The organism is Chryseobacterium sp. 3008163 (genome assembly GCF_003669035.1).
Taxonomy (GTDB): Bacteria; Bacteroidota; Bacteroidia; order Flavobacteriales; family Weeksellaceae; genus Chryseobacterium.
The window spans coordinates 2,804,166-2,817,984 of sequence record NZ_CP033070.1; the positions used below are offsets into that span (position 1 = coordinate 2,804,166).

The 13,819-nt window shown below is 35.1% G+C and carries 13 protein-coding genes; 10 read left to right on the forward strand and 3 right to left on the reverse strand.

The genetic code is table 11. The annotated features are described in order from the left end of the window. The first annotated feature begins 196 nt into the window (after positions 1-196). Entirely contained in the window at positions 197-1,489 is a 1,293-nt protein-coding gene (locus tag EAG08_RS12790; protein WP_129537268.1) for a phenylacetate--CoA ligase family protein, read from the forward strand. Between the two features lie 83 nt (positions 1,490-1,572). Beyond that, entirely contained in the window at positions 1,573-2,181 is a 609-nt protein-coding gene (locus tag EAG08_RS12795; protein ID WP_129535781.1) for a hypothetical protein, read from the forward strand. Positions 2,182-2,216: 35 nt separating this feature from the next. Here the strand turns inward: EAG08_RS12795 and EAG08_RS12800 are convergent, their stop codons facing one another. Beyond that, positions 2,217-3,461, reverse strand: coding sequence for an NAD(P)/FAD-dependent oxidoreductase (locus tag EAG08_RS12800; RefSeq protein WP_129535782.1), 1,245 nt, complete (start codon positions 3,459-3,461; stop codon positions 2,217-2,219). Positions 3,462-3,545: 84 nt separating this feature from the next. On the opposite strand from EAG08_RS12800, the gene hutH reads away from it, so the two are divergent. The 7 genes from hutH to EAG08_RS12835 all read left to right on the forward strand — a co-directional run bounded on the left by hutH (position 3,546) and on the right by EAG08_RS12835 (position 9,642). After that, complete coding sequence (gene hutH / locus EAG08_RS12805; RefSeq protein ID WP_129535783.1) at positions 3,546-5,063, forward strand: histidine ammonia-lyase; 1,518 nt, start codon at positions 3,546-3,548, stop codon at positions 5,061-5,063. Between the two features lie 126 nt (positions 5,064-5,189). Next, positions 5,190-5,921, forward strand: coding sequence for a 3-oxoacyl-ACP reductase FabG (gene fabG / locus EAG08_RS12810; protein WP_129535784.1), 732 nt, complete (start codon positions 5,190-5,192; stop codon positions 5,919-5,921). Positions 5,922-6,008: 87 nt separating this feature from the next. Then, positions 6,009-7,229, forward strand: coding sequence for a beta-ketoacyl-[acyl-carrier-protein] synthase family protein (locus EAG08_RS12815; RefSeq protein WP_129535785.1), 1,221 nt, complete (start codon positions 6,009-6,011; stop codon positions 7,227-7,229). Between the two features lie 7 nt (positions 7,230-7,236). Beyond that, entirely contained in the window at positions 7,237-7,491 is a 255-nt protein-coding gene (locus EAG08_RS12820; RefSeq protein WP_129535786.1) for an acyl carrier protein, read from the forward strand. Between the two features lie 109 nt (positions 7,492-7,600). Next, positions 7,601-8,485, forward strand: a complete 885-nt coding sequence (locus tag EAG08_RS12825; protein ID WP_129535787.1) for a lipid A biosynthesis acyltransferase — start codon at positions 7,601-7,603, stop codon at positions 8,483-8,485. A gap of 321 nt (positions 8,486-8,806) precedes the next feature. Continuing rightward, complete coding sequence (locus EAG08_RS12830; protein WP_129535788.1) at positions 8,807-9,076, forward strand: hypothetical protein; 270 nt, start codon at positions 8,807-8,809, stop codon at positions 9,074-9,076. Between the two features lie 50 nt (positions 9,077-9,126). Then, a complete protein-coding gene (locus tag EAG08_RS12835; protein ID WP_129535789.1) occupies positions 9,127-9,642 on the forward strand; it encodes a GNAT family N-acetyltransferase in 516 nt (171 codons plus the stop codon). Between the two features lie 62 nt (positions 9,643-9,704). Here the strand turns inward: EAG08_RS12835 and EAG08_RS12840 are convergent, their stop codons facing one another. Both EAG08_RS12840 and EAG08_RS12845 read right to left on the reverse strand, forming a co-directional pair. Then, positions 9,705-10,028 carry a hypothetical protein gene (locus tag EAG08_RS12840; RefSeq protein WP_129535790.1) on the reverse strand — a complete coding sequence of 108 codons (324 nt, stop codon included), beginning with the start codon at positions 10,026-10,028 and terminating at the stop codon, positions 9,705-9,707. Between the two features lie 81 nt (positions 10,029-10,109). Further along, positions 10,110-12,974: a M16 family metallopeptidase gene (locus tag EAG08_RS12845; RefSeq protein WP_164998572.1), complete on the reverse strand. Its 2,865-nt coding sequence runs from the start codon at positions 12,972-12,974 to the stop codon at positions 10,110-10,112. 343 nt (positions 12,975-13,317) lie between these two features. On the opposite strand from EAG08_RS12845, the gene EAG08_RS12850 reads away from it, so the two are divergent. Next, positions 13,318-13,704 carry a VOC family protein gene (locus EAG08_RS12850; RefSeq protein WP_129535792.1) on the forward strand — a complete coding sequence of 129 codons (387 nt, stop codon included), beginning with the start codon at positions 13,318-13,320 and terminating at the stop codon, positions 13,702-13,704. Positions 13,705-13,819 lie beyond the last annotated feature (115 nt).

Genomic DNA, 13,819 nt, shown 5'->3' on the forward strand with positions numbered 1-13,819 from the left:
ATCTGTGATTTTCATCAATAGAAGCGGGCTTTAGCCAAAACTTACATTTCTCTCGCAGATTTTGCAGATAGCGCAGATTTATTAGATTAAATTTTAAAACAATAATCTGTGAAAATCTATGTGATACGTGGAAACAAAATTTAGCATTCCTCTTTTAATTTTAATTTAAATAAATTTGTCTTCTAAATTTAAACTATTGGAACTCTTCCCACTCATCGAGAAATCAAGCATTCAGGACATCAAAAAGTTTCAGGAAGAAAAACTTCAGGAGCTTTTACAATATCTTGAGGCGAATTCACCTTTTTATCAGAAGCTATTCAAAGAAAATAATATTCAGATTTCTGATATTCAGACTTTGGAAGATTTGCAGAAAATCCCGACGACATCGAAGAATGATATTCAGCAGAATAATGAAGACTTTTTCTGTGTTCCACAAAATCAAATTGTTGATTACAGTACAACTTCAGGAACATTGGGTGATCCGGTGACTTTTGGACTTTCTGAAAATGATATGGAAAGAATTGCTTACAATGAAGCGATATCTCTTTCTTGTGCAGGAATTCAAAAAGGCGACGTTGTACAAATGATCACGACCATTGACAAAAGATTTATTGCTGGGCTCGCCTATCTTTTAGGTTTAAGAAAAATGGGTGCAAGCGTCATCAGAATGGGACCGGGAATTCCTGAATTGCAATGGGATTCAATTTTTAGATACAAACCTAAATATTTAATTACGGTTCCCTCATTTCTTTTAAAAATGATCGACTACGCTGAGAAAAATGGAATTGATTATAAAAACTCTAGTGTTCTCGGAGCTGTTTGTATTGGTGAAAGTATCAAAAATCAGGATTTTACCGATAATATTCTTTCGCAGAAGATTAAAGAAAAATGGAATATTCAATTATATTCTACTTACGCTTCAACGGAAATGAGCACGGCTTTTACAGAATGTGAATTGCAAATTGGCGGACATCAGCATCCGGAATTAATTATTACAGAAATTCTTAATGATGAAGAGAATCCTGTGGAAAATGGAGAAAGCGGTGAACTGACAATTACAACTTTAGGTGTTGAAGCACTTCCTTTATTAAGATTTAAAACGGGAGATTTAGTTAAAGCCCATTACGAGCCTTGTCAGTGTGGAAGAAACACGATGCGTCTAGGTCCGGTTGTTGGTAGGAAACAGCAGATGATCAAATATAAAGGAACAACATTATATCCGCCTGCGATGAATGATATTTTGAATGATTTTGACGGAATTTTATGTTACCAGATTGTAATTCAATCCAATGAAATAGGTTTGGATGAAATTATCATTAAATTGAGTACAGAAAGAGAAGATGAAAGTTTTGAAGGCGAAGTTCGTGATCATTTCAGGGCAAAACTAAGGGTAAGCCCGAAAATTGAATTCGTTGATTTTGATATTTTATCTAAAACGGTTCTGAATCCAAATAGCAGAAAGCCAATTCATTTTTTAGACTTAAGATAAATTCAAATAAATAGGAAATATTTTAATCACTTAAATTTTATTGATAGTGAACGCTTATCTTTGCGGGAAATTTTAAATAAGCTATGAAGAAACTATTCCTGATGTTGTTTTTTGCTATTGCATCGACAACTTTTGCTCAGAATCAAATTAATTTTGTTTCCGGAGATAATTTTGATTTTTTGAAAGACCAAACAGATGTAAATGTTCAGTTGAAATTTGATAATGCAACTTATCAGGAGAAAAATGTAACCGAAACTCAATATGTTGAAAATAGAAAAGCTGATATTTCTGAAAGAAAAGGTGAAAAAGTCTGGAAAAATTGGACTTACCAATGGGATAGATTTAAAACTTCAGAATATTTAGATTATTTTTTTAAAGGAATTAATGCTAAATCAAAAAATATAACTTTTGGGAATGGCATCAAAGCAAAATATACCTTAATTGTCGATGCAAAATGGGTTTATGCCGGTTGGTACGGTGGAATGATTGGTTCGCAAGAAGCAAAACTTACTGCGGATCTACTATTTGTAGAAACAGATAATCCTTCTAATGTTATCATGAAATTACAAGCAGATAAAATTCAGGGCAAAAAAATGAATAAAGATTTTTCTTGGGAATACGGAAGAATCGCTGCAGCGTATGAGATTACAGGTAAAAAACTTGGGGCCGAAATCAAGAAAGCTTTGAAATAAAATAAAAACGGTCTGAAAATTTTCAGACCGTTTTTTTATGCTTGTTGTTTTTCTGCTTTAATGAAATTCGCAAGGTTTACGATTGCAGTGTCGTGTATTCTTACAAACGTATTCTTTTTGTCCCAAACGTAACCTGCCAAAACAGCACAGATTTTTCTTTTCACATCAGGGTTTTCCGGCTGATGGAAAAATAATTCTTGAAGATTCCCGGTGTACCATTCCTTCACATAAGTTGTGAAAACGTTGACGCCGTACAATATATAATCTGCAAATTCTGTTTGCCAGTCTACTTTTTCACCGTTTAATTGTCGAATTGCCAATTTTGCTGCAGTCATTCCGCCTTCGGTGGCAAATGCCATTCCTGAGGAGAAAACAGGATCAAGGAATTCTGAAGCATTTCCAGTCAATGCAAATCCGTCTCCGAATAATTTTTTCACTGAACAGGAATAATCTTTCAGATGTCTCGGTTCAAATAAAAATTCCACATCTCCGAAACGTTTTACGTAATAATCGGAAAGTGAAATTGCTTTTCTCAAAGCTTCAGTCGTATCGCCGTTTTCAGATAATTTTTCAATATAATCAGTCGGGCCAACTATTCCTATGCTTGTATTTCCATTAGAAAAAGGGATTACCCAAAGCCAAACTTCGGTTTCAATAATATCAAATGAAATTAAAGTTCCCTCTTCACCATCTTCTCTGTTAATATCCTCAACATGTGCAAAAATAGCAGAATGCGGAGACAGTTTCGAAGGTTTTTCTAAATCTAAAAGTTTCGGCAAAACTCTTCCGTAACCGCTCGAGTCAATCACGAATTTTGCATGGATTTCTTTAGTTTTTCCGTCTTTGTTTTTTACGGTTGTGATAGAATCGGTTCCATTAAATTCAATGCCAATCACTTCAGTTTCAAATTCAAGATCAACTCCTTTATTAATCACTTCCTGAGCCAAAGTATTGTCGAAATCAGCTCTCGGAACCTGCCACGTCCAGTCCCAGCCTTTCCCGAATTTGTTGCTGAAATCAAAAATGCAGACTTCGTTTCCACGCATAAAACGTGCTCCGAGTTTCTTTTCGAAGCCCATTTTATCTAACGCAGGAAACAATCCGGCCTCGTCAAAATGATCCATCACTCGCGGTATAAGGCTTTCGCCAACTACAAGTCGAGGGAATTTTGTCTTTTCGACTACCTTTACATTGATCCCATTCTTCTTCAGATAAGCAGAAGATACGCATCCGGAAGGTCCAGCTCCAATTACTAAAACATCAACAATTTCTTTGTCCATTTGTTTAATAAAACTTTTTATCTTTGCGCAAAATTAGTGACAATTAATTATATTTTACAAAATTATCTCTTATTACTTTAATTAATGAAAATAAATAAATTTTTAGAACTGAAAGATTTTCAGAGAATTATTATTGAAAACGAAAGCATAGAATTAGATCCATCACTTCTCCAAAGAGTGAATGAGAGTTTTTCTTTTCTGAAAGAATTTTCAAAAAATAAAGTAATTTATGGTGTGAATACAGGTTTCGGACCGATGGCTCAGTTCAAAATCAGTGATGAAGATACACACCAGCTTCAATATAATCTGATCAGAAGTCACTCTTCGGGTATCGGAAATCCGCTTCCGGCAGATGAAGTGAAAGCTTGTATGTTGGCAAGATTAAACACTTTGTCATTAGGGAATTCAGGAGTTCATGAATCTGTTGTGAATTTACTTAAAGAATTAATAAACAGAGATGTTACGCCACTGATTTTCGAACATGGCGGAGTAGGAGCAAGTGGTGATTTAGTACAGTTAGCCCATTTAGCTTTAGTATTAATTGGCGAAGGCGAAGTTTTTTATAAAGGCGAAAGAAAATCGACCAAAAAAGTTTTTGAAATTGAAGGCTTAGAGCCGATTCAGGTGGAGATCCGCGAAGGCTTAGCTTTAATGAACGGAACTTCGGTTATGTCTGGAATTGGAATTGTAAATGCATACAAAGCCAATCAGTTAACTGAAATTTCAATTAAATTATCTTGCGCTATCAACGAAATTGTTCAGGCTTACGATGATCATTTTTCGGAAGTACTGAACGGAACAAAACTTCACGTAGGTCAGCAAAAAATCGCAGAAAAAATGCGTGTTCATCTGTCAGATAGTAAGTTGATCAGAAAAAGAGCCGATCATTTATATACTCATTTTGAGGAGCAAGAAAAGGTTTTCAAAGAAAAAGTACAGGAATATTACTCGTTAAGATGTATTCCTCAAATTTTAGGACCCGTCTTAGATACGTTAGAATATACCGAGAAAGTTTTAGAAAACGAAATCAACTCGGCAAACGATAACCCGATCATCAACGTGGCAGACCAGCACGTTTACCATGGCGGAAATTTCCACGGAGATTATATTTCTTTGGAAATGGATAAGCTAAAAATTGTGGTGACGAAACTCACAATGTTGGCAGAAAGACAATTGAATTACCTTTTAAATTCAAAAATCAACGAAATCTTGCCTCCTTTCGTAAATTTAGGTAAATTAGGTTTTAATTTCGGGATGCAGGGCGTTCAGTTTACAGCAACTTCTACAACGGCGGAAAGCCAGATGTTATCGAACCCGATGTACGTTCATAGTATACCTAATAATAATGATAATCAGGACATTGTAAGCATGGGAACGAATGCTGCGGTGATTTGCAGAAAAGTAATTGAAAATGCGTTTGAAGTTTTGGCAATCGAAGCCATTACAGTCGTTCAGGCAATTGAATATTGCGGGTATCAGGATAAAGTTTCATCTAAAACAAAAGAATTGTATGATGATATCAGACAATTAATCCCGGCTTTTTCGGATGACATGGTAATGTACCCGTATCTTCAAAAAGTGAAGGATTATTTGAAGAAATAAGTGGTTTGAAAATGAAAACCCGAAGGGTTCAATATGAATAGCCGCAGGTGAAACCTATGACAATGAATCAAATTACAAAAGTGTTCAACAATTGGATACCGATCAGATAAAAAAAATATAACACATATGAAATGTGCAATCATAACAGGTGGTTCCCGCGGAATCGGAAGAGCAATCTGTATAAAACTAGCTGAGGAGAAAAATTATCATATTTTAATTAATTATACTTCAAACGAAGCTGCAGCCAAGGAAACTTTAGCTAAAGTGGAAGAGCTGGGTTCTACAGGAGAAATTCTTAAATTCGATGTAGGTAATGCCGAAGAAACCCAGAAAGTTTTAAATGAATGGCAAGAAAACAATCCAAAAGCTATCGTTGAGGTTATCGTCAATAATGCCGGAATTACAAGAGACGGATTATTCATGTGGATGCCAAGCGAAGATTGGAATTCTGTGATTAACACGAGTTTAAATGGATTTTATAACGTGACCAATTTCTTCATTCAGAAATTATTGAGAAACAAATACGGCAGAATTATCAATATGGTTTCTGTTTCCGGAGTGAAAGGAACTGCGGGACAAACCAATTATTCAGCCGCAAAAGGTGCTTTAGTCGGAGTTACAAAAGCTTTGGCTCAGGAAGTTGCTAAAAGAAATATTACAGTAAACGCTGTTGCTCCCGGTTTCATTAAAACAGATATGACGCAGGATTTCAACGAAGACGAACTGAAAGCTATGATTCCCGCCAACCGATTTGGTGAAGCGGAAGAAGTGGCAGATTTAGTCGCATTTTTAGCATCAAAAAAATCTTCCTACATCACAGGAGAAATTATTAATATTAACGGAGGAATTTATTCGTAAAATAATGTGCCAATATAACAATGTATCAGTTTATCAATGTTTAAAATTGTTACATTGCTAGACTGATACATTGTTAAATTTAAAAAGATGGAAAATAGGGTAGTCATTACCGGAATGGGAATTTATTCTTGCATCGGAACTTCTTTGGAAGAAGTGAAAGAATCCCTGTATCAAGGTAAATCTGGAATTGTTTTAGTTGATGAAAGAAAGGAATTTGGTTTCAGATCTGGTTTATCCGGAGTTGTTCCGAAACCTGATTTGAAGAATCATCTTAACAGACGCCAGCGTGTAAGCATGGGCGAGGAAAGCGAATATGCTTATGTCGCAACCCTTGATGCTTTAAAGCAAGCCAATATCGACCAGGATTTTTTAGACCAAAATGAGGTCGGAATTTTATATGGAAACGATAGTGTTTCAAAAGCAGTTGTAGAATCTATCGACATTGCGAGGGAAAAAAAAGATACGACTTTAATGGGTTCAGGAGCGATTTTCAAATCGATGAATTCCACTGTGACGATGAATCTTTCTACGATTTTTAAATTAAGAGGAATCAATTTAACCATCAGCGCAGCGTGTGCAAGCGGTTCTCATTCTTTAGGGTTGGCTTATATGATGATTAAAAACGGTTTTCAGGACATCATCGTTTGCGGTGGTGCTCAGGAAACCAATAAATATTCGATGGCGAGTTTTGATGGTTTGGGCGTTTTTTCGGTAAGAGAAGATGAACCGACCAAGGCATCAAGACCTTTTGATTCTGAAAGAGACGGCTTAATTCCAAGTGGTGGAGCGGCTTCTTTAATTGTTGAAAGTTTAGAATCTGCACAAAAAAGAGGCGCAACTATTTTAGGAGAAATCGTAGGTTATGGTTTTTCTTCAAACGGAGCTCATATTTCTACACCCAATGTTGAGGGGCCATCTTTGGCCATGAACCGAGCTTTAAAACAATCAGGTTTAGATGTGAAAGATATTGATTACATCAATGCTCATGCGACTTCAACGCCAATTGGTGATGGGAATGAAGCGAAAGCAATTCACGAAATTTTTGGAAGTGAAGTGCCGGTGAGTTCTACAAAATCGATGACCGGTCATGAATGCTGGATGGCGGGTGCAAGTGAAGTGATTTACTCCATTCTGATGATGCAGAACGATTTTGTAGCTCCTAATATCAATCTGGAAAACCCCGATGAAGACGCCAAAAAGATTAATTTAATCTCCGAAACTAAAAATCAAAAAATTGACGTATTTTTGTCGAATTCTTTCGGATTCGGAGGAACAAATTCTGCATTAATCGTTAAAAAATTTGAATAAAAAAAACATGGAAAGAGAAAAAATTGTTGCCATTGCTAATGATTTTTTAATCAATGAGTTTGAGGTAGATGGTGATGAGATCAGCAATGATGCCCATTTCAAGAAAACTTTGGGCTTAGACAGTTTAGATTATATTGATTTGGTGGTGGTCATCGAGTCCAGTTTTGGTGTGAAATTAGGAGAAGCCGATTTCAAAAACATCGTTACTTTCGATGATTTCTACTCGACAATTGAAAACAAAATCACTGAGAAAAAAGCTTAATTATCGACTAATATTTACTTTAAAAATGTAGCAATATAACAGTTTAGCAATGTACCAATGAGAATAAATTTGTTACATTACTGAATTGATAAATTGGTGAATTGTATTTATGAACAAGTGGAAAGGCAAGTCTAAAGGCTCAATTTTAGGATACAGAATCTTTGTTTGGTGCATTAGAAATATGGGAATCCGCAGTTCTTATTTTGTTCTTTATTTCGTTGCAACTTACTATTCCCTTTTCGAGAAGAAAAGCAATCATTACATTTCTTATTACTTTCAAAAAAGATTAAACTATGGATATTGGAAATCAAAATTTTCAGTATTCAAAAGCTATTTTACATTTGGGACGGTTTTGATTGATAAGACTGCTATTTCTGCAGGTTTAAGAGATAAATACACCTACGAATTCGACGGAATAGAAAATCTCAGAAGCCTTTTAGCCGAAAAAAAGGGTGGTGTTCTTATTAGCGCGCACATCGGAAATTTCGAAATTGCAGAACATTTTTTTGCCGAAATTGATTTCGATTGTCAGATTAATTTAGTTACTACAGATCAGGAAGTTACAGTCATTAAAGAATATCTTGAAAGTGTTTCTGTAAAGAAAAGCAACATCAAATTCATTTATGTAAAAGATGACATGTCGCATATTTTCGACATCAATGAAGCTTTGTCAAAAAACGAATTGATTTGCTTTACAGGTGACCGTTATTTTGAAGGTTCAAAATTTCTTGAGGGAGATTTATTAGGGAAAAGTGCAAAATTTCCTGCAGGTCCGTTCCTTATTGCTTCCAGATTGGGCGTTCCGGTTGTTTATGTCTATGTGATGAAAGAAAAAAATCTTCATTATCATTTGTATGCTAGAGTTGCGGAAAACGTGAAAAAACGCGATGCACAGGGGCTTTTAAATTCTTATACTCAAAACCTTGAATCAATGATTCAAAAATATCCGCTTCAATGGTTCAACTATTTCGATTTTTGGGATGATATTGATTAATTTTCAATATTTTTTAGGGCAGCTTTTCCGCCTTCCGCTCCCAATCTTTTTTGCCAAAGCTTTTCCCAAAGCGAAAAAAGGATTTCCGCTCAAGTCGGGCTGCAACAGAGTAAACATAGAATTAAAACTCAATTTAAAGCTTACGATTTATTCTGGAATCTAAGGAATCTCGTTTGAATTCCTATGGAATGACAAACTTTGCGTATAAGTTGTCTCTAAAATTAAAACACACATCAAAAAAAAGAAATTTCATAAGCTACGAGTATAAATTATGTTCTTAAAAACCCCTTTATTTTCGATATATTTGATAAAAATAAAAGTATGAGCGTTAAAGTAAGGTTTTATTCCTACGATATAGAATTTGAGTTTGAGAACTCTGTGGAGTTTCCTGTTGCGCCTGCAGTAGGTGATGAGGTGAACCTGATTTCATTTTTTAAATATAAAACTTCCGAAAGATTAGAATATGTCAATAATGTGGAAGATCTTTATCTGTATGAAAATGCGTTGGTTACCGAACGTACTTGGTGCAAAGACATAGAGAAAGATGAGGTATATTTATTGATTCATTTAAAGTATAAAAGGAGAAAATAATTCGTACTTAGTATTTCTATTTATTTTTTACACAATCTTTAAGAAATCAAATGAGAACACCGCCCTATTCTAGTTTTCCTATAGTTTCAAATGAAAACATCACGCTGAGAAATATTACATCCGCTGATATGCCGGCTCTTATTGAAATCTCTTTTTACGATGCCGTAAAAGCAACAACTGTAGAAATAGCAGAAGAAATGCAGAATAAAATCAACCAGGATTATATTACTGGAAATTCTATTCATTGGGGGATTGCAGAGAATTCTACAAATAATATTGTAGGTACTTGTGGCTACTATCGAGGCTTCGAAAACAACGGTGGTGAACTGGGTTGCATTTTGCTCTCAGAATCACAAGGAAAAGGTTACATGACGCAGGCTCTCTCATTAGCGATAGATTATGGATTACAAGAAATTGGCCTTGACCGTATTTGGGCAGTAACCAATAGAGACAATCATCGGGCCGTTCAGCTTTTGGAAAGACTTAACTTTAAAAAAATCAATAATACTCAACTTGAAGACCATGATGTAGAGTATGAATTGAGAAAACTTGACCTCATAGATTAAATCTAAAATTTCGGTATTTACAAACAAAGCTGCCCAAAACTGAGCAGCTTTTATTCTGTCTATTAAATTTGATCTTTTAAGATAATCAAAAGCTCTTTACTTGTAAGACGTACTCTTTCCCATAAGCCATGCCTTAATTGGTGAGTATAGAATAATTTTTTAATATCAATTTCGTCTATTAATTTTTTTAGCTCAAAAAATAAACTGCTTATCTCTTGATCATTTAAATAACTTTCAATCATAAATGTAGCATCTTCAAATTCCAAAAGAAGTTCTTCAGCATTAGTATATTTTTCATCTTTAAATAAATTGTGAATATATTCTTCTTGCTCAGATGCATCTTTTGAAAGAATTGTAAGTGATTGTATTAGTAAATTATCTTTCATCAGTACTTAAAACAGCTTCTAAATTAAACAAAAAAGTGAGACATTTCTGCCTCACTTCAAACAATTTATATTAATGAAAAATTAATATCCGAAGATTTCTTCTAGGGTAACTTCTTTGAATTCTCCCATTTTGTTGATTGATTCCATATTCAGGTTTTCTTTTTTCCCGATGATGGCGGTATTATATTTCAACGGTTTGATTTCAGTATTGTAGAAGCTTGTCAGTTGTGGCAGGCTTAATGTCTGAATTTCTGCATAGATATCTTTTCTGATGTCATAATCAACACCTAGTTTTTTCAACGCCAATTGATTGTAGAAAATATTGGTTCTGTTGATTCTGTTTGAGGCAATCTGCTTCAACGCTGAACCTTTAGAGTTCTCAAACTGTGCCGGAATTTGTGGGAAATCGGCCATCAAATCATTCATTGCATTTACAGCAAGAGGCAATTTATTGGCCTGAGTTCCGATGTAGTTGGTTACATAATTCGGGTGATTCTTCTCAGAAGCTGTACCAAAAGAAACATATGCTGAATAAGCCAATGACTTACTCTCTCTTATTTCCTGGAAAACGATAGAAGATAAACCACGTCCGAAGTATTCGTTGAATACATTAGACTTTCCGAAGTCTGCTAAGTTTACGTTGCCTCCTTTAGCAACTTTCGCCATTTCCATCTGCACCATGTCATAGTTGGTGAAATATATTTTACCTTCAGTTGCAGGCTCCGCATATACTTTTGCAGTTGCAGGCTGTAGTTTGGTGTTGTCAATAAAAGGTTTCACCGCTTTTTCAAGACCTTTCTGATCTTCTCCGTACAAGAAAACCTCGTAAGGATATTGGTTTAATGTTTTGATTTTTGACATCAATTCATTCACGTTGATGCTTTCCAAACGCTGCTTAGAAATAATATCAGTCATTCTGGAGTCCTTTCCATACTTAGCGTAATTAGAAAGTGCTGCCATAATTCTTCCCTTATCTTTTTTACCAACTTCTCTTGATTCTAAGATTGTTTTTACGGTTTGGTCGTAGATTGCTTTGTCGGCTTTTACGTTGGTCATCCAGTGGTTCAGCAATTCTACCCCTTTTTTCATGTTGCTTTCCAATCCGCTCAGAGAGATGATCGTTTGGTCATTTGAAGTTCTGAAGCTGTTTGAAATTCCTAATTTGTAGAATTCTTCTTTTAATTGTTCAGGAGTGTATTTATCAGTTCCTAAATATTGTAGAACACTTACTCCAAGGCTCAATTCTTTGTCATTATCTGTCCCAAAAGGGAAAATATAATTTACCTGAGCTACTTTGTTGTATTTGTTTTCAACGAAGCTTACTTTTTTGTCTTTAATTTCAGAAGTAGCAATTGCCGTTTTGTAATCAATAAACTGAGGTTTGATATCTCCCGCTTTTGTTCCTAAAATATCTTTAAGGAAAGGCGACTGCGCTTCTCTGTTGAGTTTAATTGGCGTGATGGCAGGATTCTGTACACGAACCAATTTGTCATTCACTCCTTTTTCTTTATAAACGACAACATAATTGTCTTTGAAAAACTCATTCGCAAATTTCACGATATCTGCTTTGGTGATTTTTTCGTAATCATTAATTTCGTCTAATTCCTGTTGCCAGGTTCTTTCGTTTATGTAAGCATTGTATAAAGTTGTTGCCAAACCGTCTGCAGTTTCCCAACCTTTCATACGCTGTACTTTCATATCGTTCACGATGGCTTTCAGCATCCAATCCGGGAACTGTCCTTTTTTAACCAAATCTAATTGTCCAAGCAACAATTTTTTAGCCTCATCAAAACTTTGTCCTTCTTTCGGCACAACATACATTGTAAACGCACCATAAGTTTTGTAAGGAGATTCATAAGCTCCTGCGCTTAGAACTTTTTGCTTTTGGCTGATATTTAAATCTATCAAACCTGCGTCACCGCTGTTGCTTAAGATTTCACCAATCATACTTGCCAATCTTGCATCTTTTGTTCCGTAAGAATCAGATCTCCAAGCCATCGTCATTCTTGGTGTAGAAGGACTTTTTACAGTTCTTGTTACCACCTGAGTCATTGGCTCTTCAGAAACCATTTTCTTCATCGGGAGTTCTTTGTATTTGAACGACCCGAAATATTGGTCAACTAATTTTATCGTTTTGTCGAAATCTAAATCTCCAACCAAAACAACCGCCATATTATTAGGCACATAATACGTATCAAAATATTTATGAATCGCCACCATTGACGGGCTTTTCAAATGTTCTGAAGTACCAATCGTAGTCTGTTGTCCGTTCGGATGTTTAGGAAAAAGCGCTTCCATTAAAGCATAATTTACCAAGCGGCTGTCGTTATCCTGAGCTCTGTTGAATTCTTCATATACTGCTTCCAATTCTGTATGGAAAAGTCTTAAAACCAATTCTGAGAAACGTTCTTTTTCAACTTTCAGCCATTTCTCCAATTCGTTAGCCGGAATGTTGTTTTTGTAAACTGTTTCGTCTAACCAAGTGTGAGCATTGGTTCCCGTCGCCCCCAAAGATGAAATTGCTTTGTCATATTCGTTAGCAATTGCAAATTTTGAAGCTTCGTTAGAAACCTCATCGATCTTTTTATAAAGTGCTTTTTTCTTTTCAGGATCTTTTTCTGCTTTGTGTTGTTCATAAAGGTTAGAAATCTGCTGAAGCAAAACTTTTTCTTTTGCCCAATCCTGAGTTCCCAAATGAGAAGTTCCTTTGAAAACCATGTGCTCAAGATAATGAGCCAATCCGGTATTATCACTCGGGTCATTGTTTGAACCCGTTCTTACAGGCACATACGTCTGAATTCTCGGAGCATCGTCGTTCTTTGCGAGATAAACTTTCAATCCGTTTTTTAAAGTATAGACTCTCACTCCAGCCTGATCATTTTTCACAGTTTCGTACGTATAACCCTGACCGTCGGTCACTGTCTGCGTATCAAATTTCTGCGCCATTGCATTGATCATGAAAAGAATGAAAGAGAAATAAAAACTTTCTTCATAGTAGAATTTATTAAATCATTTTAATATAAAATGATTAGTCTTAAAATGAAAGTGTTTGTTACAGACTATGAAATTTACATCTCGCTATATCGAAATGCCGCTCCTACGGAGCTCTCCTTTAATTACGTTTAATTTTTTCTACAAACGTTTTGCTCCGATAGAGCAATTATTATTTTAATTAAAATTTTCTCAGCTTTAAATTATCTGTAAATCTAAGATTGGAATATATTTTAACGAATACACGCTCACAAGGAATAGATTTTGCACTCAGTAACTTACTAATCAATAATATCTTATGAAAACCAAAATGATTTGGGCAAACTTTGCCGTGGAAGATCTTGACCGCACTACTAAGTTTTACAATGCATTAGGATTTAAATCAAATGGTCGTGCTGACGAATTGACAAGTTTTTTCTTTGGCGACAATAACTTTGTGATTCATTTTTTCCTAAAAGATATTTTAGAGAAAAATACAGATCTCAAATTTCTGAACAATCCGAATTCCAATGAAATTATTTTCACTTTATCAGCAGAAACAAAAGAAGAAGTTGATGATTGGGCAGACTCTGTGAAAAACGCTGGCGGAAAAATAGAATCTGAACCGAAAAAATTTGGTGACAAGTATTACGGATTTACTTTCTCAGATCCCGATGGACACAAGTTCAATGTATTTATGATGTAATTAAATATCAAATCACGACGAATTACAAAGAATTTGCTTTAAATCTGAGCAATTTGTCTCGATATATTCCATTATCCTATGTCCTGCATTTTTATTATTTTAGCGCATTGAAAAA